Here is a 22,393-nt window from a genome sequence, read left to right on the forward strand (position 1 = left end):
GGCGATCCCAACTGGAGCTCCCAGCGGGTGCTCCTGCGCCGGTCAGTCCGAGGCCGCCGGCGCGCCGATCACATGTAGCCGGTCTTGCGGCGCTCGTTGATGAACTCGACCACGGTCGCCTTCACGTCCTCGCGGAACGCGACGTAGCCGTCGGCGATCTCGCGCAGCGACGTGACCGCCGGCTTGTTGTCGCACTCGACCAGCGAGGTGGCCCCCCGCGACAGCTGGCGCGCGCGCTCAGCGGCGAGTACGACCAGGGCGAAGCGGTTGGGGACCTTCTCGAGACAATCTTCGACGGTAACGCGGGCCATAGGGGTGGCGGATACTAGCGCCCACACCGTCGCTGTCAAGCGACTCGACACCGCGGCGCCGCGAGGGTAGGCTTGGATCGACGCCGCACGTGGGTGGACGTGGATGGACCCCGTGTCGCCAGGCGTCGAAAGTGCGTAGCGTGACCAGCCCCATGAACGCCCGGCTCCCGACCCAGCCGTCCGACCGTCCCGCCCGCTCCCTCGATCTCGACTGGGACACGCTCGAGATCGCCGTCGAGCGGAACGCCTCGGACTCCGAGAGCTTCCTCGACCTCACGACCGGCAAGGTCGTGACGATCACCGCCGGCGAGGTCGAGGCCGCGCTGCGCCGCCAGCAGGTCGCGGACAACCCGCGCGGCTACCTCCGGGTCGAGCCGGCGTCGTCGCGCGAGCAGTACCGGTGGATGGAGAAGTTCGTCGGCTCGGTCGCCGACGAGGGCCTGCGCGAGCGCCTGATCATGTCGATCGACGGCAAGGGCGCGTTCCGCCGGTTCAAGGACGTGCTCCTGGCGTTCCCGGCCGAGCGCGAGCGCTGGTTCTCGTACCGCGCCGAGCTCCTGCACTGGCACATCCACAACTGGCTCGAGACCCACCAGATCACCGGCACCAACCCGCCGCCGTGGGGCGAGGTGGGGCCGCCCGCCGAGCTGCCGGTCGTCGAGGGCAAGCCGGTCACCCACGGCGCCGAGGCGCCGGGCGAGGCGCTGCGCCGCCGCGGGCGCGAGCTGCTCGAGGGCATCCCCGCCATCGATCTCCCCAGCGCGATCGCGTTCCTCGAGTTCCTGCGCGCGCGCGGCGGCGACGTCACCGACCGGGCCGATCGGGACGATCGGCTCGACGACGAGGCCGACGACGACGCCACCGGCGATCCCCAGCGCGCGGCGTGATCGTCGCGCGGTGAGCGCGCCAGGGCCGGTCGTCGTCACACATCGACGCACAAGCGCGCCGCTCGCCGCGGACGACGAGGTGCATTCGCCGTTGTCACGCGCCCGGCGCGGATCGTACGGTCCGCGCCATGGGTCGCTCCGCTGGTCGCCTCGCCGTGCTCCTCGCGCTGACCGCATGCGCCACCGGGGGCCCCACCGGCGACGGCGACGTCGACGCCCCCGCCGGCCCGATCGACGCGCCGGTCGCACCGATCGACGGACCGGTCGCCATCGACGGACCGGTCGTCATCGACGGACCGGTCGTCGTCCCCGACGCCGCGACCACCGACGCCGCGCTGGTCGACGCGACGATCGTCGACGCCCCGCTGATCGACGCCCCGCTGATCGACGCCCCCCTGGTCGACGCCCCGGCGATCGACGCACCGACCACGACCGTGCCCGACACCTGCGCCCAGGCCCAGAACCTCACGGCGGCCGCGACCGGCGCCGGCGTCACGGTGACCGGCGACACCACCGGCGCGGCCGACGACGTCAGCCCGTCCTCGGCCTGCACCGGCTACGCCCCCGACGGCCCCGATCACATCTACGTGGTCAACCTGACCGCCGGGCAGACCGTCACCGCGACCGCCACCCCGACGACGTCATGGGACATCTCGCTCGAGCTGGTCACGCCGTGCACCTACACGCCGACCTGCCTCGCCGGCGACGACAGCGGCTTCGCCGGCGGCGCCGAGACCGCGAGCTACACCGCGACCGCGGCCCAGACCGTGTTCATCGCCGTCGACGGGTACAACCCCGGCGTCGCCGGGCCGTACTCGCTCCTGGTCCGCATCCAGTAGCAGGCGCTCCGCCGGGACCTCGCGCGGGCATCCACGCCACCGGCACCTCGAGCTCGGTCCCTGGGCGTCGCGGCCCAGGCGCCCGTGCGCGCTCATCGAAGGCGAGCGCTCAGCGCTGCGGCGCGAGAGCGGGCGCCCGCAGCGGACGGTCAGCGCGGCGGGGGCACCCAGATCCAGCCGTCCTCGGCGAACGGCGTGCCCGCCTCGGGCATGGCCCAGTCGTCCCGCGCCCACAGGAACGCCGTGTACGCAGCGATCAACGAGTCGAAGCAGTGATCGTTGGACAGCGCGTCCTCGCGGGCCAGGCGGCTGACCGGCGCGAACTCGAGATCGCCGAGCTGCTCGACCAGCCCCGCCCGGGTCTCCCAGGGGTCGGCGTCGCGCTTGTAGCCGCGGGCCCGGCGCCGATCGAACAGCGCGGCGATCGTCGCGGCCGGCGACACCTCGAGCAGGTTCTGGTGCAGCGCGAAGCCGGCCCGCACCAGGCGCCGCCGCAGGTGGGCGGCCCGGGCCGCGACCAACCCGACCGCGTGGCCGAGCTGGCTGGGCGGCAGGAGGCCGCGGTCGTAGCAGAGCACCACCTCGGTGGCGCGGTGGGCATAGGGCTGGGCCCGCCAGCGGCCCCGGACCGGCTCCCGGACCGTGCGCTCGCGGCTCGCGCCCTGGACCGCCGCCGACATCGTCGCGCCCTCGGCCAGGGCCCGGCCCTCGGTGCGCAGCCACACCACGGCCGGGTCGACGCAGGCCTCGACCCCAGGGCACGCCGGGACCACGCACCGCCCGCAGGCCGGGCCGGTCAGCGGGGCGTTGATCGCCACCACCAGGTCCTCGCCCAGCGACCCCACGAAGTCGAGCAAGCTCGCGTCGATCCAGGGCTCGCCACGGTGCCGGGTCGACACCGCCTGGACCCGGGCCCGCCCCTCGACCGCGACCAGGTGCGTCACGGCCGTCGTCTTGCCCCGGGCCCCGCCCAGATCGACGCCGACGAAGCTCGTGAAGCGCCGGGGCATGAGATCGTTTCTAGCCCGTTTGGACGTCCCTGACCACCCGCGACCGTCCAGGGGCCGGTCGAGATCCGCGGGATCACAAGGTTCACCCGACCACGTGACAAAGTGCGCAATCCCGGTGTAAGCACGGCCCGCGGTCGGCGTTCTTCGTCCGCCGCTGTCCATGGCCCTCGACCGAATCGCTAGCTTCCGGGCGCTCATCGCCAAGGCTCCGCAGGATCCATTTCCTCGGTACGGCCTCGCCATGGAGTTCCGGAGCCGGGGCGAGCTCGAGACCGCCGCGACCTCGTTCGACGAGCTGATCGCCGCGTTCCCCGACTACGTGCCCAGCTACCTGATGGCGGGCGGCGTCGCCGCGAAGCTGGGCCGGGCGGATCGGGCCATCGAGCTCTACACCCGCGGCATCGAGGTGGCGACCGCCCGCGGCGACACCCACGCCCGGGGCGAGCTGCAGTCGGCCCTGGCCGAGGCCTCGGCGATGGCGGAGGCCTCGTGAAGGGCATGACCTTGACCCCCTGCGCGTGACCGTGACCCTGACCCTGATCGGGGCGCTGGCCGCCGGTGGCGTCACCGGCTGTGGCAGCAAGCGCGCCACGACCACGCCGGCCGATCCGGCCGGCGACGCCGCCTATGGCGGCGATACCTATGGCGCGAGCGAGCCCACCGGCGAGCCGCGACCAGACCCCGACGGGGGCGACCCGTGCGGGTACTAAAGTTCCGGCAATCGCCGGCGTAGCGCGCGGCCAACCGCGCATTTCTTGTGTAAGGAGAATCCCATGAAGAAGCTCGCGATCCTCGTTGTTGCCTGTGCCCTCGCCGTCGGTGCCACCGCCTGCTCGAAGAAGAAGGCTGACACCACCCCCGCCAACACCGACACCACCACGGACACCACGGACTCCACCGGTGGCGGCGGCGACATGGGCGGCGACGCCTACGGCGGCGGCGCGTACGGCAACCCGTGCGAGGGCAACCCCTGCGGCATGTGAGTGCCGTGCGCGAGCCGCGCCGGTCGCGGTAGGCTCGCACACCTGCGGGAGCTGACGCTTCCGCTCGGCGGTCGCTCGTGACCGCCACCGACGAAGCCTCGTCGGAGCCGGGGTGGAGAAATGGTAGACTCGGGGGTCTCAAAAGCCCCTTCCTTCGCGGGAGTGTCGGTTCGAGTCCGACCCCCGGCACGAGCGGGGTGTGGGGTGCGCCAGCGCACATCGGTTGGCGCGCGGTTGCGATCGCGCGCCAACGGCGGGACAATTTTCGCCGATGAAGTACCTGGCAGTGATCGCCGTGGCGCTGGGCACGGGTGCGTGTGCGTCGGGCAGCACCACCGACTACGATCCGGTCGACGCGCGCCGGATCGACGGGGCGCCTGGGGTCGACGCGGCTGATCCCGACGCCGCGCCGCCGATCGACGCGCCGACGCCGACCGACGCCGCGACCGTCGACGTCGCGACCGTCGACGCCGCGACCGTCGACGCGATCACCATCGACGCGCCGCCGCCGATCGACGCGCCGCTGCCGATCGACGCGCCGCTGCCGATCGACGCGCCGCTGCCGATCGACGCGCCGCTGCCGATCGACGGCGGCTGCACGGTCTCGACGGTGCAGCTCCTGGTCAACGCCAACGTCGACGCCACGCCGCGCGCGACCGGCTGGGTCGAGACCCCGGTCGATCCGCTGTACCCGCCGATCACCGCCGACACCGGCGGCGTCGCCGCCGACACCGCGCCCAACCGGATCTGGCTGGGCGGCTTCACCAGCGCGTCGGACGCGGTCGAGCAGACCGTGACGATCCCGGCCAGCACCACCCAGCTCGTGCTGCGCGGCAAGTACGCGGTGGCCACCGGCGAGACCGGCACCACCGTCTACGACACCGGCGCGATCGAGCTCCTGACCACCGGCGGCGCGGTGCTCGAGACCCCGCAGGCGCTCACCAACGTCACGGTCCAGGCCGCCTTCACGCCGTTCTCGTTCATCTTCGCCACGCCCCACGCCGGCCAGACCGTGCGGTTGCGGTTCCGCTCGACCAACGATCTGTCGCTCGAGTCCTCGTTCTTCTGGGACTCGCTCGCGCTCGACGCCACGGTCTGCCAGTAGCGCGCTACACTGACGGCGAGCCATGGCACCCGCCTGCCCGCCTCGCCGCGTCCGCGCCCGCTCGCTCGGCCCGATCCTGGCGCTGCTGCTCGCGGCCGCCTGCTCGAAGGCCGGTGAGGAGAGCCGCACCAAGCGGTCGCCGACAGCGCCGCCGCCGCCCACCGTGGAGATCCCGCCGCAGCTGTCGATCGCGGTGACGATCGACGGCACCGACGCGCCGGCGCTCGACGCGGCCCGCCTCGCGGCGATCCCGGCGGACTTCGTCGACACCGAGCGCCGCGCCTGGCGGCTCACGACGCTGGTGCCGGCGTTCGACGCGCCCGGGCGCACGATCGAGGCGGTCGGCCCCAGCGGCATGACGCTCAAGCTCGATCGGCCGACCGGCGCCACCGCCACCGCGCCCGTCCTGTTCCTCACCCGCCGTGGCGATGTGGTCGTGACTGTGCTCGACCCCGCACAGCCCTTCCCGGACTATCACGGCCAGGGCGGCCGCCTACGCCGACCGGGTGATACCCAGCCGCACCTGTCGCCCGTCAGCGCGCTGCGCGTCGCCGGCGCGCCGTGATCGCGCGCGGCTACCCCACGCGACACCCTCGCGACCACAACCCCTCGTGACGTTTCGGGTTTCGGGTGACATTTTTTGGGACCACGAGCGCCGCGTTTCGTCCCTCGATCGAATGGGTGCGCGACCGCACAGTGTGATTTCGAGTCGTTGAGACGTACGGTCGCGGTGGCACACGCGCTGCAAAGTCCCTCACCGTGCAACGGCGAGGCTTCACGCTGGTCGAGCTGATGGTCGCCGTGGCCATCGTCGGCATCCTCGCCGCCATCGCCATCCCGCAGTTCTCGCGCACCACCCGCAAGGCGCGGAGCTCCGAGGTCAACGCGGTGTTCGCCGAAATGCGCCAGCGGCAGGAGGAGTACCACCTCGCCAACGGCACGTACTTCTCGACCGGCACCGGCGAGACCGACACGTATCCGACGACGCCGACCAAGACCGCGCAGCTCGCGTCCTCGCCGCCCGCGTCGTGGACCACGCTCAAGCTGCGCCTCACCAACGACAAGCTCTACTGCGGCTACGTCGCGATCGCCGGCACCGCCGGCAGCGCGGTCGGCCTCGGCACCAAGGCCGGCGAGTTCGGCCTGACCGCGGGGCCCGCGACCGACTGGTACTACCTCCTCGCGCACTGCAACCTCGACGGCAGCACGACCCGCGACGGGTACTACTTCACCTGGAGCGGCGACACCAAGGTGCAGAAGCAGAACGAGGGCTTCTAACGGTTCTCGGGCGCGCCGCCGCGCCCAGTAAGTTCGACCGGCAGCCACGCGTGTGGCCCGGCCAGCCAACAACGGCCACAACGGCCACACGCAACGAAAGGCACTACGACCATGAAGACCACCATGCGCAAGATCAACCGCGGCTTCACCCTCATCGAGCTCATGATCGTCGTCGCGATCATCGGCATCCTCGCCGCGGTCGCCATCCCGCAGTTCCTCGACTACATGAAGCGCTCGAAGCGCGGCGAGGCCGAGCTCAACCTGAACGCGATCGACAAGGCCAACATCCGCGAGTACGCCGAGAACGCGGGCTACGTGCCGAACGTCGAGGTCGCCACCCCGGTCGCGACCTGCTGCACGACGAACTTCCAGGGCTCGAAGCGCTGCGCCGCGGTCGCCGCCGACTGGGCCGGCCCGGGCTGGGTCGCCCTCGACTTCGAGATGACCAAGCCGTTCTTCTTCCAGTACGCGTACACCGGCGTTGCCACCGGCGTGACCTACACGGCCACCGCCACGGGCGACATGGACTGCGACGGCATCCCGATCGTCTACACCGTCGCAGACACGACCAACGATGGCTCCGCCAACGCGATCTACACCAAGCCGACCAACCGCGACTGATCGTCAGCTGACCTGCGCGCGGGCCACCAGGCTCGCCACTCGACCGACGGCCGCCACCAGGCGGCCGTCGATGTTTTCGGTCAACGTCGCCGGCGCGCCCTCGGTGTTGCAGCCGCCGCACTGGCGGCCGTCACGGGCTTCCGCCGACTTCGCCGCGCGCGCCTCGGTGTTTCGGCCGCCGCACCTGGACGGATCGACCTCGGCCTCGGCGAACGATCGAGCCGGAATCGGGTAGGATCACGGCGTGCGGATCCTGTCGCTCGCTGCGCCGGTCGTCGCGATCAGCCTGGTGCTGGGCGCGCGCGAGCTCGGCGCCGCCGCCAACCGCGAGCGCAAGCACTGGCCCAAGGGCGTCGACGAGCCGTACGTGCCGTCGCCCGCGGCGGCGCCGTACATCACGCTCGGCTACCGCGAGCTCGGCGCCGATCTCCTGTGGATCCGCGGCCTGGCGTACTTCGGCAGCGACGACGGCGCGACCTCCCCAGGCATCCAGCACCTGATCGCGTCGATCGCCGCGCTCGACCCGGCGTTCGAGGAGCCGATGTCCTGGGGCTCGCTGGCGATGTGGAGCATCACGATGCAGCCGACGCAGGCCGACTACCTGCGGATCATCGAGCTGCTCGAGGCGGGGATGCAGCGGTTCCCCAAGAACTACCGCCTGCCGCAGCGCGCCGGCGAGATCTACGCGCTGCGCCTGACCAGCGACGATCCCGCGCAGGTGCGCGCCTGGAAGGAGAAGGGCGCGGCGCTCCTGGCCAAGGCGGTGCGCCTGCCCAACGCGCCCAAGACCCTGGGCACGTACGTCGCGCACCTGCAGACCGAGCTGGGCCAGCGCGACAAGGCCATCCGCGATCTGCGCGAGCTGGTGCTCTACACCTCGGACGCCAATATCCGGAACCGTCTGGTCGCCAAGCTCGCCAAGCTGACCCAGGCCAGCTCCGACACGATCGCCTACGAGCTCGACGTCGAGCGCCAGCGGTTCGAGGACGCCTGGCGGCGCGATCGCCCGGAGATGTCGGCGGCGATGTACGCGGTGATGGGCCCGGCCATCGCACCGTGGTTCGATCCGGCGGGCCTGTCTGAGCCCGAGGTCCCGACCCTCGAGCCCATCGAGCCGCTGCCCCCGCTCGCCGACGATGTAGGAGAAATCCTTAAAGAAAGTTCACCCTGACGGGGTTGGGTGACGAAACGCGTCACCCGGGCGTGCACAAAGTGGTCTATTGGCCCCGGCTGTATCCGCCGTTACGTCCTTCGCGCGATGTGCTTTCAGGACCTTGGCCCGGTTTCGGGTTTTTTGGACACTGGCACGACTGTTGATCATGATCGACACGTGCGCCGCTCTCACGTCCGTCCGCTCCGGGGCTTCACGCTCATCGAGCTGATGATCGTGGTGGCCATCATCGGGATTCTGGCGGCCCTCGCGATCCCGCAGTTCCTCGACTACATGAAGCGGTCCAAGCAGAGCGAGGCGCAGCTCAACCTGGCCTCGATCGAAAAGGCGAACCTGCGCGGCTTCCATGAGAACGCCGGGTACGTGACCACGTCAGCCGTGGCGACGCCGGTCCTCGACTGCTGCACGCAGAACGTCGCCAGCACCAGGCGCTGTGCCGCGGTGAGCACTGACTGGATCGGCGACCCGACCTGGGACGCGCTCGACTTCGAGATGACCAAGCCGTTCTTCTTTCAGTACGCCTATACCCCTGGCGGCAGCGGCACGACCTACACCGCCACCGCCACCGGCAACCTCGACTGCGACGCCGTCAGCGTCACCTGGACGCTCAACGGCTTCCTCATCAGCGGCTCGCCCAGCGCCCAGCTCGTCAGACCGACTATCCGCGACTGACGCAGCGCAAAGCGGGGACAGGCTCCTGAGTCGCAGACCCATGGAACGCCCGAAAAACTAGCAATTCTAGGCCGTCGCAACCCAGGAACCTGCCCCCATTGGCACGACTGCGACGCCGTCAGCGTCACCTGACGCTCAACGGTTTCCTCATCAGCGGCTGGCCAAGCGCCCAGCCCGTCAGGCCGACGATTCGCGACTGACGTTTGTCAACGCGCGCTAGTGAGACAACCTCCGGCGCCCGGGTGGTGCGGGACGGAACGGGTGCCAAGCGCTGGCGGGGGGGGGCGGTGGTGATGTTTTCCCTCGTTCGGGTCAGGGTCCGCCGATCCGAACGGGAAGGGGTTCCCCACCCCACCGGTGGGCCACGGGCTCACGCTGCATTGGCGGTTGCCCAGGCACCAGCGCGGCCAAAATAGCGGTTTTGGTTGGCCGGGCCGCCGGGCCTGTTTCCGGGGGGGGGGGGGGGGGCCGGGCCGGGTTGGTTCCATAGGTGGGGAAAAACTGCGTGGTCCCCATGCGCCACGCCCCCCGCCAGGAAGGTAAGATCAGCCATCGTATCCCCCCGCAGATTTCGCAGGCTCTGTGCCACATCATCGACATCAACACAGCCCCCCCCGCTGCCAAGATTGCCCCGACGGCCCGGGCTTTTCCTTTTGGTGGCCCCCCCGGACCCGCCCGCCCCCGACCGAACAATGGCCGGTCAAGTTCAGATCTTCGCGTCGCTAACGACGCCTTCGTCGACGTCGACACGGCCTGGTGCGCGACGCTGTCGAGGTTCATCTCGGCGAGCACGAGGTCCGGAATCCACCACGGCGGCCTGCTGGTCGTGACCCACGTGCGCTCGTTCGGCGTTCAAGGCGTGTCCACGCCCTTCGCGGGCGCCACGACCGCCGGCGAGCGCCTCGCGCCGTTTGTTCGCACACGTCAAAATCCTAACGCGGGAGGGCCCGAAAAAAAAGTGATTTTATACGGGTGTGGCCACAGAAGAACGTTCCCCCTTGGGGGTGTCCCCTTTGGGAGGGTGTTACCCCGCGGACGGCCTACGAGGCGCGCGTCTCGCGCCTCGTCGCCCGGTCGGAACCACGCACCTCGCGCGCCACGCACCGGGTGCAGGGTTCAACGCCGGTGCCTCCCGCGCCTCGTCACCCCGCCCGGTAGAAACCGCACCGCTCGCGCGCCACGCACCGGGTGCATCCATCGCGGTCAGGTACGCCAGACCTCTCGCGCCTCGTCACCCCGCCCGGTTGGAACCACGCACCTCGCGCACCGCGCACCGGGTGCCCATCCATCGCGGTCAGGCACGCCCGACCTCTCGCGCCTCGTCACCCCGCCCGGTAGGAACCACGCACCTCTTGCACCACGCACTGGGTGCAGGGATCAATGTTACTGCGGCAGGCGGTCCGAGAAGTCCTTGATGGCCTTGGTCTGCTCGTCGGCCTTGATGTCGACCGAGAACGACTCCTTGATGCCGAACTCGTTGTTGAGCAGCGTGATCTTGTGCTTGCCGGCGGAGAGCTTGAGGTCGCGCTGCGGCGTCTTGAGGCCAGTGTTGCGACCGTCGACGAAGATCTCGCACGGCGGCTTGGCGCTGAGGAGCAGCGTGCCGTCGCCCTTGGCCACGGGCGGCGGCTTGACGTCGCCGCCGGGCGGCTTGACGTCACCACCGGGCGGCTTGACGTCACCACCGGGCGGCTTGACGTCACCACCGGGCGGCTTGACGTCACCGCCGGGCGGCTTGCTGCTGCCACCGCCGGGCGGCTTGGCGCTGCCGCCGCTCGGCTTGCTGCTGCCGCCGCCGGGCATGGTCGCGGGCCCGGACGAGCCCGAGCCGGGCGCGACGGCGACGGTGCCGCCGCGCTCGAGGTTGACGACGACCTTCTCCTCGGGCGCGCCCGAGATCACCAGCGGCTTGGTCACGCTGACGTAGCCGTCCTTCTCGAACTCGACGTCGTAGCGCTGGCGCGGATCGATCTTGGCGTTGGTCGGCGTCACGCCGACCTCGGTGCGCTTGCCGTCGGCGACCAACACCACCTTGGCGCCGGGCGGCGTGGTCTCGAAGCTGGCGACGATCTCCAGCGGCTGCAGCGTGATCGTCACGCGCTCGACCTGGCCGGCGGTGACCTCGACGTCCTGCGACACGCTCATGAAGCCGGGCGGCGCGTCGATCGACACGCGGTGCCGGCCGGTCGCGACCTGCCGGATCTGCGCCGGCAGCGTGGTCGACTGGGGCTTGTCGTCGATCCGCCAGCCGGTCACCGACGCCGGCGACACGAACAGATCGAAGCCGGTGTTGGCGTCGCCGGGCGCGGGCGCGGCGGTGCCCGCGGTGGGCGTGTCGGTCCCGGCCGTGGCCTCGGGCGTCTTCTTGTTCGAGCGCGACGTGATGAGCACGATCGCGACCGCGGCGGCGATCAGCGCGACGCCGCCGAGCGCGGCCCACAGCATGGTCCGCGACTTCTTCGGCGCGACGATGCCGGCGCCGAAGGTGGCCATCGGGTCGAACGAGTCGGGCCGCGCGTGCGGGAACGACGCCGCCGACTCGTGGCGATCCTCGAAGTACGGCGTCGCCGGGCCGGCCCCGGTGTTCGGCCCGACCGCGGACATCGGGCCCGAGCCCGCGCCCGCGGTGAACGCCGGCGCCGCGGCGACGTGGCCGTTGGTGCCTGGCGGGTGCCCGTTGGCCTTGGCGCCGGTCGCGCCCCACCCCTTGGCGGTGCGCACCAGCGCCGACAGATCCGGCTCCTCGACCGGAGGCGGCGGCGCGGGCGGCGGCGGCGGCAGCATCCCAGGCGTGGCGGCCGCCATCGCGGCGACCGCGCTCGACATGACCGCGTTGGCCTTCGCGGCCTTGGCCGCAGCCTCCTCCTCGGGGTTGTCGTAGATCTGGGTCTCGAGCTCGTCGTCGTCCCAGTTGAGATCGGCCTTGGGCGGACCGTAGTCGCCAGCGGCGGCGTTGGCGGCGGCCGACATCGACGGCATCGTCATCGACGGCGGCGGCGGCACGACCGGCATGCCCTGGGTCGAGCGCAGCCCGCTCGGCGGCGGCGGCGGCCGCGTCACCGGCGCGCCCCCGGTGCCCGGCGTGGGCGGCGGCACCGACGGCATCGACGTGGTCCGGCGCGCGCCCGGCGGCACCGCCGGCGGCTTGTTCACCTGCGCTGGCGCCGCGGCCGGGCCGCGCCCGCCCGCGAGGAGCTCGGGCGGCGGCTTGAGCTGCCGGTAGGTCTCGAGCTTCGCGGTCTCCTCCTCGATCTCCTTGCCGAACGTCTTCTTCATCCACGCCGCCAGATCCTTGCGCGAGTAGAACTCGCCGGCGGTGTAGACGAAGGCCTGCAGCTCGTCGTGGAGATCGATCGCGTTCTGGTAGCGATCCTCGGTGTCCTTGGCCAGCGCCTTGAGGACGATCCGCTCGAGCTCGTCGGGGATCTTGCGGTTGTAGGTCGAGGGCGGGAGGATCTCGACGTTGCGGACCTTCTCGAGCGTCGAGAAGTCGCTCTCGCCGACGAACAGCCGCTCGCCGGTGAGCAGCTCGTACAGCACGATGCCGCACGAGAAGATGTCGCTCTTGCGATCGAGCGGCAGGCCGCGGACCTGCTCGGGCGACATGTACCCGAACTTGCCCTTGAGGATGCCGGCCTGGGTCTTCTGCCCCTTGCCCGCCGCCTTGGCGATGCCGAAGTCGATCAGCTTCACCTCGCCCTCGAACGACACCAGAATGTTCTGCGGCGAGACGTCGCGGTGGACCAGGTTGAGGTCGCGGCCGCCCTGGTCGCGCTTGTTGTGCGCGTAGTCCAGGCCCTCGCAGATCTTCATGATCACGAAGCAGGCCTGGGCCACGGGCATCGGCTCGTTCGCCGTGCGGCAGCGGTCGAAGATGTTGCGGAGGTCGCGGCCGTGGACGTGCTCGAGGGCGATGTAGTAGCTGCTATCGACGACGCCGAGATCGAAGATCTGGGCGATGTTCGCGTGGTTCAGCTGAACCGCGATCTTCGCCTCGTCGATGAACATCTTGATGAACTCTTTGTCCTCCGCGATGTTCGGCAAGATCCGCTTCACGGCGACCAGGCGCTCGAAGCCCTCGACCCCGTAGGCCTTCGAACGGAAGACCTCGGCCATGCCGCCGACATTGATGCGCTCGAGCAAGTAGTACTTGCCGAATGGAACGGGCTTTTTCACGGTGCTTGACCAGCCTGAGCGGGAACGACCCCGTCTAGCGTGGGACCGTATACCAACTGAAATCCTTGGGCAAAGTGAAACGGGCGTCAGCTGATCGTGCGATCACCCGGAGGCGGCTGATCGAATTTTCGCCGGGTTAGCGCGATCGACGGCCCCGGTCCCCCAGGGCGGCCAGGCGGGCGTGGCAGGCCTCGGCCACGGTGGCGGCCAGGGTCGCCGCGTCGCGATCGACCTCGGGCAGGCCCGGACGGCCGCCGCGCCCGACCACGACGACGGCGTGACGGTAGGCCTCGACCGCCTCGACCGCCCGGGCCGAGGCCTCCAGGCACAGGCCCAGTAGATAAGGTGCGAGCCACCGGTCGGCCGCCAGGAACCGCGACCGCCGCAGCTCTGCGATCGCGACCTCGAGCTGATCGGCGTGTCGGGCCGCGATGCCGCGGCGCAGGTAGGCCTCGGCGTCGAGCTCGCCCGTCAGCGCCGACGCGGGCGCGACCACCGGATCGGCGCTAGCCCGCGACCGGTCCGACGACGGCGGCGCGGCCGCGGCGACCACCGGGTAGGCCCCGGACCGCGACCGGTCCGACGACGGCGGCGCGGCCGCGGCGACCACCGGGTAGGCCCCGGACCGCGACCGGTCCGACGACGGCGGCGCGGCCGCGGCGACCACCGGGTAGGCCCCGGACCGCGACCGGTCCGACGACGGCGGCGCGGCGACCGGCGCGACCGGGTAGGCCTCGGACCGCGACCGGTCCGACGGCGGCGCGGCCGCGGCGACCACCGGGTAGGCCCCGGACCGCACCAGCGGCGCTGGCGGCACGACCGCGCCGACCAGCGTCTGCTCGACCGCGCCGACCACCAGCCCGGTCGGCGACCGCGCCGCCGCGGCCAGGCGGGCCGCGATCGTCGGCGCCTCGCCGGGCTCGAAGTAGATGAGCACGTTGCGACACACCACCAGATCGAACCGCGGCCACCCCAGGGGCGGCGCCGGATCGGCGGCGAGGTTGTGGCGCGCGAAGCTCACGCACGCGCGCACCCGCGCGCCGATCGCCACGGTGTCGCGATCGACCGCGTCGAGGTACGTGGTCCGCCAGCGCTCGGGCAGCGCGTCGAGCGCGCCGCGCGGGTAGTGGCCGCGCGCGGCGATCGCGAGCGCGTCGACGCTGATGTCGGTCGCCAGCACCCGCGGGCGCACGCCGCGGGCCGCGAGCGCCATCGCGATCGTGTACGGCTCCTCGCCGGTCGAGCACCCGGCCGACCACACCGCCACCTGATCGACGCCGGCCCGCGCGCAGTGGGCCGCGGCGCGATCGAGCGCCGGCTCGAGCAGCCCGAGCTCGCGCCCGAACCAGGTCAGCCCGACGCTGATGCGGGCGATCACGCGATCGCGCAGCACGTCGCCGTCGGGCGTCGCCGCCGCCGCCAGCAGCGCCTCGGGGCTGGCGTGGCCGAGCTCGGCCGCCAGCGTGCGCAGCGCGACCAGCACCGGCTCGCGCCGACGATCGCCCAGGCCGATCCCGGCCCAGGCGCGGTAGCGCTCGCTGATCGTGCGCCAGAGCGCGTCGCTCACGACGCCGGGCTCCGGGCCGCGGCCAGGAGCAGGCCCGGGAGCGCCGCCGCGGTCGCGACGGTCGCGGTCGGCACCGCCGCCAGCGCCGCGCGCGGCATCGCGTCGATCGCGGCGTCGGCGGGGTCCTGGACGATCGCGACACCGCCCGCGGCCGCGACCGCGGCCAGGCCGTCGGCGCCGTCCTTGCCCATGCCCGACAGCACCAGCCCGACCACCGCCGCGCCGTGGCCGCGGGCCAGCGCGCGCAGCAGGGCCGTGCCCGACGGGCGGTGCCCGGCCTCGCGCGGGCCGTCGCCGAGCCGGACCCGGCCGTCGCGATCGATCGTCAGGTGCAGATCGTCGGGCGCCACCACGACCTGGCCACCGGCCACGCGCTGCCCGACCTGGGCGACCGTCACCGGCAGCGCGCAGGTGTCGCCGAGCCAGCTCACCAGCGGCGCGACGAACCCGGCGGTGGTGTGCTGGACGATCGCGATCGGCAGCGGGTAGGTCGCCGGCAACGCGGCCAGCAGCGCGCGCAGGAGCTGGGGCCCGCCGGTCGACGCGACCACGCCGACGATCTGGGCCGCGGGCGCGCGCGGCAGCCGCGGCGCGGCGACCGGCGTCGGCCGCGCGGGCGCGATCCGCTGGCTCGCCGCGACGGTGGTCAAGAGCTCGACCAGGCGCCGCACCGCGCTCGCGTCGAAGCCCGCGGTCGGCTTCTCGATCAGCTCGAGCGCGCCGGCGGCGATCGCGTCGAGCGCGAGGCGCGCGTCGTGCCCGACCAGCCGCGACAGCACGACGATCGCGGTCGGGCGCTCGGCCATGATCGCGCGGATCGCCTCGAGGCCGCCGACCAGCGGCAGCACCACGTCCATCGTGACCACGTCGGGCCGCAGCGCCCGGGCCAGCTCGATCGCGCGGGCGCCGTCGCCGGCCTCGCCGACGACCTCGACCTCGGGCCAGCCGGCCAGCTCCGCCCGCAGCACCTCGCGGAAGAACGCCGAGTCGTCGACGATCAGCACCCGCACGGTCACGCCAGGAACCGCCCGACGTGGGACCACAGGCTGTCGCGCGTGAAGTCGGTCTTGACCAGGTACGCGTCGGCCCCGACCTCGACCGCGGCCAGCTTGTCGGCGTCGGAGCCGCGGGTCGAGATCACGACCGCCGGCAGCCGCGTCGCCCGGGGCTGGCCGCGGATCCGGCGGATCAGCTCGAAGCCGTCGAGGCCGGGCATCTCGAGATCGGTCACGACCAGCCCGACGTCGGGGTGGGCCTCGAGCGCGGCGAGCGCCTCGAGCCCGTCGCCGGCCTCGACCACGGTGACGCCGTGCGCGCGCAGCGCCTCGGCGATGATGTCGCGCATGATCACCGAGTCCTCGACCACGAGCACCTTGGCGGCGCCGGTGACCGCCACGTCGCCGGCGCGGTGGCGGCTGCGCGCCGCGAGCGCGCGCGCCGCGGTGACCATGCGCCCGAGCCCGAGCACCAGCGCCACCGAGCCGTCCTCGAGATCGATCCCGCCGACCGCGTAGGGGTTGTCGTCGAGCACCGGCCCGGCCGAGCGCACGACCGCGTCGCGATCGCGGTGGCGCCGGGTCCCGGCCAGCGCCATCAGCACGTCGCCGGCGCGCGCGATCACCAGCCGCGGGTCGGCGCTCGGCGCCGCCGCCTCGCCCAGGAGCTCCGGCAGCGGCACCAGCGGCACCAGCGCGCCGCGGAAGCGCACCGCCGGACCGTCGATGCTGTCGACCGCCGGGTGATCCGCCGCGGGCACCAGCGCCACGACCTCGGCCAGCGGCAGCGCGTACCGGGTCGCGCCGATCTCGGTCAGCAGGAGCGACGTGATGAGCGCGCTGACCGGCGCGGTCAGCGTGAAGGTCGTGCCGCGGCCGCGCACGCTGGCGGTGTGGACCGTGCCGCCCAGCGCCTCGGCGGTGGCGCGCACGACGTCGAGCCCGACGCCCCGGCCCGACACCCGGGTCACGACCTTGCGGGTCGAGAACCCCGACGAGAACAGGTAGGCCAGGACCTGCTCGTCCGACAGGATCCGCGCCGACGGCGCCTCGATCAGCCCCTGCTCGACCGCGCGCCGTCGCACCAGATCGACGTCGATGCCGCCGCCGTCGTCGGCGAGCTGCAGCCGCAGCACGCTGCCGCGCACGTCGGCGGTGATCGTCAGCGTCCCGACCTCGGGCTTGCCCGCGGCCACGCGCTCGGCCGCCGGCTCGATCCCGTGATCGAGCGCGTTGCGCACCAGGTGCATCAGCGGCGCCTGCAGCTCCTCGAGCACCGCCCGGTCGGCCTCGACGCCGCCGTCGTGGACCACGACCCGCACCGCCTTGCCCAGCTCCCGCGCCAGCTCGCGCGCGACCAACGGGATCCGCGCCAGCACCTGCGCGATCGGCACCATCCGCAGGTCGCGCACGACCAGATCGAGCGAGGTCGCCATCGCCGTCAGCCGGCGCACGTCGTCGCGCAGGTGGCCGTGGACCGCGGCCAGGGTGTCGTCGATGTCGCCGGGGTGCTGGCGGGCCCGCGCGACGCTGGCGGTGACGCCAGCCAGCCGGTGCCGGACCGCGACGAGGTCGCCGACGACGGTGCGGATCCGATCGAGCTGCTCGACGTCGATGCGCACCGACCCGGCGGCGGCCGCGGCGAGGCCGTGGGCCAGATCGGTGCCGGGCCCGGCCGCCAGCGTCGGCGCGGCCGGGCCCGCGGGCGCCGCCGCGACCGCGGTCCGCGACGCCGCGGCGGTGAACGCGGCCAGCGCGGCGGCGGACGCGCCGACGTCACCGGCGATCGCGGCGCCGACCGCCTGCAGCCCGCCCAGCACCCGATCGCCGACCTCGGGCGCGACCGGCCCGGCGCCGCGGACCGCGCCGCCGACCAGCTCCTCGAGGGCGTGGACCGCGTCGGCGACCTCGAGCAGGCCCAGGAGGCCGGCCTCGCCCTTGAGCGTGTGCAGCTCGCGCAGCATCGCGTCGGTGCGGGCCGCGGTCGCGGGATCGTGCTCGAGCTCGATCCAGCCCAGGCTGATGTTGCCGAGCCGCTCCGCGGCGATCGCCCGGAACGCCTCGAGCCGCCGCCCGCGCAGATCGTCGTCGGTCATCCCTTGGCCGTCGGGCGGGCGCCGCCGCGCGCGTCGACCAGGCCGGTCAGCGTCCGCGACAGGGTCGACAGGCTCTCGGCCGCCTGGGTCGAGCGCTGGATGCCCGACAGCGTCTGCACCAGCACCGCGCGCATCTCGTCCATGCTCGCGACCACCGCCTCGGTGGCCTGGCGCTGCTGCTGGGTCAGGAGCGCGATCTTCTCGCTCGAGGTCGCGCCGAGCTGGCTGGCCCCGACCGCCTCCTCGGACGCGCGGTGCATCTCCTTCATCAGCTCGCGGATCGCGGCCGCGGTCTCGAGCACGCTCTCGGCCAGGCGGCGCATCTCGTCGGCGACCAGCGCGAAGCCGCGCCCGGCCTCGCCGGCGCGGGTGCCCTCGAGCGCGGCGTTGAGCGCCAGCAGATCCGTGCGATCGGCGATCTGCTCGATCGAGTGCAACAGGCCGCTGAGCCGATCGATCTTGCTGGCGATCTCCCGGCTCTGCGCCACCGAGCGCTCGGAGTTGCCCAGCACCTCGCTCGAGCGCCCGGCGATCTCCTCGGCCGACGACAGGAGCGTCGACATCGACCGGCGGGTCTCCTCGACCGCGGCGCTCTCCTCGGCCGACGACGCCTCCTGCTCGCGCGCCAGCGCGACCAGATCGTCGGACAGATCGAGCAGCTGCCCGGCCGCGGTCTTGAGCGGCTTGGTCGCGCCGAGGATCGACACGATCGCCAGGACCAGCACCGCCAGGCTGCAGGCCCCGACCCAGAGCCGGGTGTCGGCCTTGTTCTCGACCACCCACGACCGCGACAGGCCCAGGAGGACCGTGCCGACGACCACGCCGCTGGCGTCGACGATCGGCGCGCGCGCGTGGACCAGGCCGCCGCGCTCGTCGACGGTGACCGCGCGGACGACCTCGAGCCGGACCAGCCCCGGGTCGAGCGCCGGTCGCCGGGCCTCGACGAAGGTGGCGCCGTCGGCGCGCACCGCGACCGCGTACCCGAAGTCGCGATCGGTGGCGAGCGAGTCCACCCGGCGCTGGCCGGCCGCCGCGTTGTTGGTCGCGACCGCGTCGCCGATCGCGTCGGCCAGGAGCAGCGCCATGCTGCGGGCCCGCAGGTGCAGCGCGGAGTCGGCGGCGGCCTCCTGCCGGGCCGGCACGAACAGCGTCAGGAAGAGCCCCGTCGAGCCGCACACCAGGGTGGCGGCCACGAGCAGGAACATGCGAGCACCGAACTTCACCATGGGGATCTCCGATCGAGGGGCGCGGGCGTCGGCGCCGACGTGGCCGGGGCGGCGGCGGTCGGGGCGGCGCCCGCGACCAGCCGGGACGTGTCGAGGAGCTGGACCAGCTCGCCGTCGAGGACCGCGAACCCGAGCACCGGCCCCGGCGCCAGGCCGGGCGGGCTCGGCACGATCTGGGCCGCGGTCACGGTCGCGACCCGGAGCGGCCCGTCGACGGCGAGCGCGCGCGCCGCGCCGCCGGCCGCCAGGGTCATGACCCGCACGGTCGCGGCCGGCGCCGCCGCCAGCGCCAGCACTGTCGCCAGGTGGTCGGCGGCCGCGGCCTGGTCGTCGAGGCGGACCACGTCAGCGCTGGCGACCGCGAACCGCGCGCCGCCGGCCCCGAAGCAGACGATCGCGATCGCGTCGGTCACGCGTGCCCCCGCAGCACCTGCTCGGCCAGCGCCGCGACGTCGATCACCGCGTACAGCTCGTCGCCGTGCGCCACCTCGCGCGCGACCCAGCCGGGCCGCTCGGCCGGCGAGCCGTCGACGCGATCGCCGTCCGCCAGCGCCACCAGGCCGCGGGTCGCGAGCGCGACGACGCCGAGCTCGACCGCGCCCGCGCGCGCGACCACCGCGCGGCCGCGCTCGAGCCGCGGCGTCGGGCGACCGGTCAAGAGCAGCTCGAGATCGATCATCGGCACCAGCCGGGTCCGGATCATCGCGACGCCGAGCACGTGGGCCGGCGCCGCCGGGACCCGGGTCACGGTCGGCACCGCGACCACCTCGATCACGTCGGCCGCCGCCAGCGCGAACCAGCGCGAGCCGCTGCGCAGCCCGACGTGGGGCTGGGTCGGCGTCGCGGGCGCGGCGGCCGCGGCGCCCGGGCGCTGGGCGCCACGCACCAGCTCGGCCAGATCGTCGCTCACGCGCGACCCGCCATCGCGCGCACCCGCTCGACCACGACCCCGAGGCCGGCGACCTTCGACACCCAGCCGTCGGCGCCGACGGCGCGGGCGTGGGCGGTGAGCTCGGCGTCCGAGGCGCCCGACAGCAGGCAGATCGCCAGCGCGCCAGTGGCGGCGGCGCGCGTGCGCGCGCACAGATCAGCGAGCGTCAGCCCCGGCATGTTGACGTCCATCAACACCACCTGCGGGTGCCAGTCGCGCACCAGGCGCAGCGTCGACTCGAGGTCGTCGGCGGCCTCGACCTCCCAGCCGTCGGCGCGCAGGCGATCGCCGACCTCGGCGGCGACCAGCGGGCTGTCGTCGACGACGACGACCCGGCGCGGCGGGGCCACCGGCGCCAGCGCGCGCAGGCGGGCCGCCAGCGTGCGCACCGCGATCGCGGCGCGGGCGCGGGCCGCGACCTCGCCGGCGTCGGCCCACGCCGCGCAGTCGCGCTCGCCGCGCTGGGCCAGCTCGGCCAGCTCGGTCAGCCCGAGGATCCCGGTCTCGCCGGCGAGCGTGTGCAGCTCGGCCCGCGCCGCCGCGGCCGCGCCGGGCTCGGCCGCCATGATCGCCGCGAGCGCGCGCGCGCACCGCTGCCCGCCGACCTCGACCAGGCGCGGCAGGAACCGCGACCGCAGGCTCTCGTTCACGCCGGCTCCGGCAGCGCCGCGGTGATCTCGCCGACCCGCGCCACGACCGCGTCGACGCCGACGTGCTTCGAGATGTAGCCGTCGAGCCCGGCCTCGGCCGCGCGCCGGGCCAGCTCGTCGCCGTCGAGCGACGACAGCAGGTAGATCGCGGCCGCCGAGCCGCGCACGTGCCGCAGCACCATGCCCAGGTCGTCGCCGAACGCCTCCGGCATCTGCACGTCCATCAGCACCAGATCGACGTCGTCGGGCCGACCGTCGAGCTCGCCGAGGTCGCGGGCCGTGGTCACCTGGTACCCGGCGCGGCGGAGCGCGTCGCTGACCAGCTCGAGGAACAGGACGCTGTCGTCCATCAGCAAGATGCGCTTCGGCACGATCGGGACTCCCTTGGCCAGGCAGAGATCAAGCGTCGAGTACAGCTCGGCCAGCGCCAGCGGCTTGGCCAGGAACAGATCGGCCCCGGCCGCCATCGTCGCGTCGCGCGCGACCTCGCCGCCGAGGCTGACCGCGACCACCGGCGGCGCCGGCGCCGCGGCGGCGCGCAGCCGCGCGATCAGCGCGTCGCCGGGCTGACCCGGCAAGAAGTAGTCGACGACGATCAGGTCGTAGCGGTGCGCGCGCGTCAGCGCCCAGGCCGCGTCGACGTCGCCGACCGCGTCGACGGTCACCGCGTCGGCGTGGGCCCCGAGGTGCCGGCGCAGCCCCCACCGGAACGCGTCGCACAGCAGCGCGCTGTCCTCGACCAGCAGCACCCGGGCCCGGGCCGCGGGCGGCGGCGTGGCGCCGACGCTGGCGACCAGCGCGCGCACCGCGTCGGTCCCGGCGCCCGGGGTCAGCGCCAGGAGCCAGGCTGAGCGATCGCCGGGCGCGCCCGCGGCCTCGGCGCCGACCACGTCGGCCGTGACCTCCAGCGGCGGCAGGAGCGGCGGCCAGCCCAGCGCGAGCGCCAGGTGCGCGCCGACCGGCGCCGGCGCGCCGGTCAGGAGCCGGGCGGTGCCGTCGGCGGCGACCACCACCGGCGCGATCACGCCCAGCGCCGCGGCCTCGCCGCGCAGCAGCAGGCCGCGCGCCCCGGTCGGGCTCACGCCCGCACGCTCCGGGCGCGGCCGTCCAGGAGCGTCACGATCCCGTCGTAGATGCTGCGCAGGCGCACCGGCTTCTCCATGAACGCGTCGGCGCCGGCCGCGAACGCCAGGCGCTGGGCCGGCTGGGCCTCGCTGGCGATCGCGATGATCGGCAGGCGCGGCCCGGCGTGGGCGCGGACCCGGGCGATCAGCTGGGCCGCGCCCAGCGGCGCCAGGTAGACGCCGACGATCGCGACGTCGAACGGCGCGCCGGCGATCACCGCCAGCGCGCTGGCGCCGTCGGCCGCGACCGCGAACTCGAAGCGCAGCGCCGGCGCCGACGCGACCGGGCGCCGGCTCGAGCCGATCAGCCCGGCCCGGATCAGCTCGGCCAGGTGGGGGTTGTCGTCGGCGATCAGCACCCGCGCGACCGGCGCCACGAGCGCCGGATCGCCGGCGGTGATCCGCTCGACCAGCGCGGCCAGGCGCTCCTGCTCGGCCGGCGCCAGCTCGAGCGTGACCTCGCCGCCGCCGTCGCCGCACCCGTCCATCACCGTCGTCGTCAGGACGATCGGCGCCACCAGCGCGCCGGTGTCGAGCTGCAGCTTGACCGGCGTCGCCTCGGGCAGCGCGCGCCCGGCCGCCACGACGATGCGCCCGCGCGCGAGCGCGGCGGTGCACTCGCCCACGAGCTCCGCCAGCGCGTCGCAATCGACGATCAGCCGCGCGCCGTCACCGCGCGGACGCGGGCTGTCTCCAGCACCCATAGCGAGCATGACTTCCAGTTGTCGTCGGCGGCGAATCGCGAGTCAAG

Annotated in this window: 24 protein-coding genes and 1 tRNA gene; 12 read left to right on the top strand and 13 right to left on the bottom strand. The window is 73.5% G+C overall.

The features are described from left to right. Nucleotides 1-68: 68 nt before the first annotated feature. Nucleotides 69-311 (bottom strand): DNA-directed RNA polymerase subunit omega, encoded by a 243-nt coding sequence (locus IPL61_14435; protein ID MBK9032484.1) that lies wholly within the window; start codon nucleotides 309-311, stop codon nucleotides 69-71. Nucleotides 312-463: 152 nt separating this feature from the next. Between IPL61_14435 and IPL61_14440 the strand changes: the two genes are divergently transcribed. Together IPL61_14440 and IPL61_14445 are read left to right on the top strand one after the other, a co-directional pair. Continuing rightward, nucleotides 464-1,198: a hypothetical protein gene (locus tag IPL61_14440; GenBank protein ID MBK9032485.1), complete on the top strand. Its 735-nt coding sequence runs from the start codon at nucleotides 464-466 to the stop codon at nucleotides 1,196-1,198. A gap of 128 nt (nucleotides 1,199-1,326) precedes the next feature. Then, nucleotides 1,327-2,037, top strand: coding sequence for a hypothetical protein (locus tag IPL61_14445; protein ID MBK9032486.1), 711 nt, complete (start codon nucleotides 1,327-1,329; stop codon nucleotides 2,035-2,037). Between the two features lie 149 nt (nucleotides 2,038-2,186). Here IPL61_14445 and IPL61_14450 read toward each other — a convergent pair whose 3' ends face one another. Continuing rightward, nucleotides 2,187-3,047 (bottom strand): DUF429 domain-containing protein, encoded by an 861-nt coding sequence (locus tag IPL61_14450; GenBank protein MBK9032487.1) that lies wholly within the window; start codon nucleotides 3,045-3,047, stop codon nucleotides 2,187-2,189. Nucleotides 3,048-3,207: 160 nt separating this feature from the next. On the opposite strand from IPL61_14450, the gene IPL61_14455 reads away from it, so the two are divergent. From IPL61_14455 to IPL61_14470, 4 genes are all read left to right on the top strand, one after another. After that, nucleotides 3,208-3,540: a tetratricopeptide repeat protein gene (locus IPL61_14455; GenBank protein ID MBK9032488.1), complete on the top strand. Its 333-nt coding sequence runs from the start codon at nucleotides 3,208-3,210 to the stop codon at nucleotides 3,538-3,540. Between the two features lie 25 nt (nucleotides 3,541-3,565). Further along, nucleotides 3,566-3,757 (top strand): hypothetical protein, encoded by a 192-nt coding sequence (locus tag IPL61_14460; protein ID MBK9032489.1) that lies wholly within the window; start codon nucleotides 3,566-3,568, stop codon nucleotides 3,755-3,757. Between the two features lie 63 nt (nucleotides 3,758-3,820). After that, nucleotides 3,821-4,030: a hypothetical protein gene (locus tag IPL61_14465; GenBank protein ID MBK9032490.1), complete on the top strand. Its 210-nt coding sequence runs from the start codon at nucleotides 3,821-3,823 to the stop codon at nucleotides 4,028-4,030. A 106-nt stretch (nucleotides 4,031-4,136) separates the two neighbouring features. Further along, nucleotides 4,137-4,219 (top strand) — tRNA-Leu (locus tag IPL61_14470). A gap of 150 nt (nucleotides 4,220-4,369) precedes the next feature. On the opposite strand, the gene IPL61_14475 is transcribed toward IPL61_14470, so the two are convergent. Next, entirely contained in the window at nucleotides 4,370-4,630 is a 261-nt protein-coding gene (locus IPL61_14475; protein ID MBK9032491.1) for a hypothetical protein, read from the bottom strand. Between the two features lie 10 nt (nucleotides 4,631-4,640). On the opposite strand from IPL61_14475, the gene IPL61_14480 reads away from it, so the two are divergent. From IPL61_14480 to IPL61_14505, 6 genes are all read left to right on the top strand, one after another. Continuing rightward, nucleotides 4,641-5,135, top strand: coding sequence for a hypothetical protein (locus IPL61_14480; GenBank protein ID MBK9032492.1), 495 nt, complete (start codon nucleotides 4,641-4,643; stop codon nucleotides 5,133-5,135). A gap of 22 nt (nucleotides 5,136-5,157) precedes the next feature. After that, nucleotides 5,158-5,700 (top strand): hypothetical protein, encoded by a 543-nt coding sequence (locus IPL61_14485; protein MBK9032493.1) that lies wholly within the window; start codon nucleotides 5,158-5,160, stop codon nucleotides 5,698-5,700. A 194-nt stretch (nucleotides 5,701-5,894) separates the two neighbouring features. Then, nucleotides 5,895-6,413: a prepilin-type N-terminal cleavage/methylation domain-containing protein gene (locus IPL61_14490; protein MBK9032494.1), complete on the top strand. Its 519-nt coding sequence runs from the start codon at nucleotides 5,895-5,897 to the stop codon at nucleotides 6,411-6,413. 123 nt (nucleotides 6,414-6,536) lie between these two features. Further along, nucleotides 6,537-7,034 (top strand): prepilin-type N-terminal cleavage/methylation domain-containing protein, encoded by a 498-nt coding sequence (locus tag IPL61_14495; GenBank protein MBK9032495.1) that lies wholly within the window; start codon nucleotides 6,537-6,539, stop codon nucleotides 7,032-7,034. A 244-nt stretch (nucleotides 7,035-7,278) separates the two neighbouring features. Further along, entirely contained in the window at nucleotides 7,279-8,205 is a 927-nt protein-coding gene (locus tag IPL61_14500) for a hypothetical protein (GenBank protein ID MBK9032496.1), read from the top strand. Between the two features lie 87 nt (nucleotides 8,206-8,292). Beyond that, nucleotides 8,293-8,877 carry a prepilin-type N-terminal cleavage/methylation domain-containing protein gene (locus IPL61_14505; protein ID MBK9032497.1) on the top strand — a complete coding sequence of 195 codons (585 nt, stop codon included), beginning with the start codon at nucleotides 8,293-8,295 and terminating at the stop codon, nucleotides 8,875-8,877. A gap of 1,383 nt (nucleotides 8,878-10,260) precedes the next feature. Here the strand turns inward: IPL61_14505 and IPL61_14510 are convergent. From IPL61_14510 to IPL61_14555, 10 genes are all read right to left on the bottom strand, one after another. After that, entirely contained in the window at nucleotides 10,261-13,053 is a 2,793-nt protein-coding gene (locus tag IPL61_14510; GenBank protein ID MBK9032498.1) for a serine/threonine protein kinase, read from the bottom strand. 136 nt (nucleotides 13,054-13,189) lie between these two features. Beyond that, entirely contained in the window at nucleotides 13,190-14,620 is a 1,431-nt protein-coding gene (locus IPL61_14515; GenBank protein ID MBK9032499.1) for a hypothetical protein, read from the bottom strand. Further along, the gene (locus tag IPL61_14520) at nucleotides 14,617-15,636 is read right to left on the bottom strand and encodes a chemotaxis protein CheB (protein ID MBK9032500.1); all 1,020 of its coding nucleotides are present in this window, start codon (nucleotides 15,634-15,636) and stop codon (nucleotides 14,617-14,619) included. Before IPL61_14520 ends, IPL61_14515 begins: the two co-directional genes overlap by 4 nt. Then, nucleotides 15,633-17,711 (bottom strand): response regulator, encoded by a 2,079-nt coding sequence (locus tag IPL61_14525; protein MBK9032501.1) that lies wholly within the window; start codon nucleotides 17,709-17,711, stop codon nucleotides 15,633-15,635. Before IPL61_14525 ends, IPL61_14520 begins: the two co-directional genes overlap by 4 nt. Beyond that, the gene (locus tag IPL61_14530; GenBank protein ID MBK9032502.1) at nucleotides 17,708-18,937 is read right to left on the bottom strand and encodes a hypothetical protein; all 1,230 of its coding nucleotides are present in this window, start codon (nucleotides 18,935-18,937) and stop codon (nucleotides 17,708-17,710) included. Before IPL61_14530 ends, IPL61_14525 begins: the two co-directional genes overlap by 4 nt. Further along, nucleotides 18,931-19,350, bottom strand: a complete 420-nt coding sequence (locus IPL61_14535; GenBank protein ID MBK9032503.1) for a hypothetical protein — start codon at nucleotides 19,348-19,350, stop codon at nucleotides 18,931-18,933. Before IPL61_14535 ends, IPL61_14530 begins: the two co-directional genes overlap by 7 nt. Beyond that, nucleotides 19,347-19,847 (bottom strand): chemotaxis protein CheW, encoded by a 501-nt coding sequence (locus tag IPL61_14540; protein ID MBK9032504.1) that lies wholly within the window; start codon nucleotides 19,845-19,847, stop codon nucleotides 19,347-19,349. The genes IPL61_14535 and IPL61_14540 overlap by 4 nt, the downstream gene beginning before the upstream one ends. Next, nucleotides 19,844-20,518: a response regulator gene (locus IPL61_14545; GenBank protein MBK9032505.1), complete on the bottom strand. Its 675-nt coding sequence runs from the start codon at nucleotides 20,516-20,518 to the stop codon at nucleotides 19,844-19,846. The genes IPL61_14540 and IPL61_14545 overlap by 4 nt, the downstream gene beginning before the upstream one ends. Beyond that, a complete protein-coding gene (locus IPL61_14550; GenBank protein ID MBK9032506.1) occupies nucleotides 20,515-21,600 on the bottom strand; it encodes a response regulator transcription factor in 1,086 nt (361 codons plus the stop codon). The genes IPL61_14545 and IPL61_14550 overlap by 4 nt, the downstream gene beginning before the upstream one ends. Further along, the gene (locus tag IPL61_14555; GenBank protein ID MBK9032507.1) at nucleotides 21,597-22,355 is read right to left on the bottom strand and encodes a response regulator; all 759 of its coding nucleotides are present in this window, start codon (nucleotides 22,353-22,355) and stop codon (nucleotides 21,597-21,599) included. The genes IPL61_14550 and IPL61_14555 overlap by 4 nt, the downstream gene beginning before the upstream one ends. Between the last annotated feature and the right edge of the window lie 38 nt (nucleotides 22,356-22,393).

The organism is Myxococcales bacterium, from assembly GCA_016717005.1.
GTDB lineage: Bacteria > Myxococcota_A > Polyangia > Haliangiales > Haliangiaceae > UBA2376.

Excerpts from the sequence above, each read along its gene's own strand:
- IPL61_14485 (MBK9032493.1), top strand. The coding sequence starts at position 5,158 with ATGGCACCCGCCTGCCCGCCTCGCCGCGTCCGCGCCCGCTCGCTCGGC.
- IPL61_14505 (MBK9032497.1), top strand. The coding sequence starts at position 8,293 with ATGTGCTTTCAGGACCTTGGCCCGGTTTCGGGTTTTTTGGACACTGGC.
- IPL61_14455 (MBK9032488.1), top strand. The coding sequence starts at position 3,208 with ATGGCCCTCGACCGAATCGCTAGCTTCCGGGCGCTCATCGCCAAGGCT.
- IPL61_14450 (MBK9032487.1), bottom strand. The coding sequence starts at position 3,047 with ATGCCCCGGCGCTTCACGAGCTTCGTCGGCGTCGATCTGGGCGGGGCC.
- IPL61_14465 (MBK9032490.1), top strand. The coding sequence starts at position 3,821 with ATGAAGAAGCTCGCGATCCTCGTTGTTGCCTGTGCCCTCGCCGTCGGT.
- IPL61_14445 (MBK9032486.1), top strand. The coding sequence starts at position 1,327 with ATGGGTCGCTCCGCTGGTCGCCTCGCCGTGCTCCTCGCGCTGACCGCA.
- IPL61_14555 (MBK9032507.1), bottom strand. The coding sequence starts at position 22,355 with ATGCTCGCTATGGGTGCTGGAGACAGCCCGCGTCCGCGCGGTGACGGC.
- IPL61_14530 (MBK9032502.1), bottom strand. The coding sequence starts at position 18,937 with ATGGTGAAGTTCGGTGCTCGCATGTTCCTGCTCGTGGCCGCCACCCTG.
- IPL61_14495 (MBK9032495.1), top strand. The coding sequence starts at position 6,537 with ATGCGCAAGATCAACCGCGGCTTCACCCTCATCGAGCTCATGATCGTC.
- IPL61_14435 (MBK9032484.1), bottom strand. The coding sequence starts at position 311 with ATGGCCCGCGTTACCGTCGAAGATTGTCTCGAGAAGGTCCCCAACCGC.
- IPL61_14525 (MBK9032501.1), bottom strand. The coding sequence starts at position 17,711 with ATGACCGACGACGATCTGCGCGGGCGGCGGCTCGAGGCGTTCCGGGCG.
- IPL61_14440 (MBK9032485.1), top strand. The coding sequence starts at position 464 with ATGAACGCCCGGCTCCCGACCCAGCCGTCCGACCGTCCCGCCCGCTCC.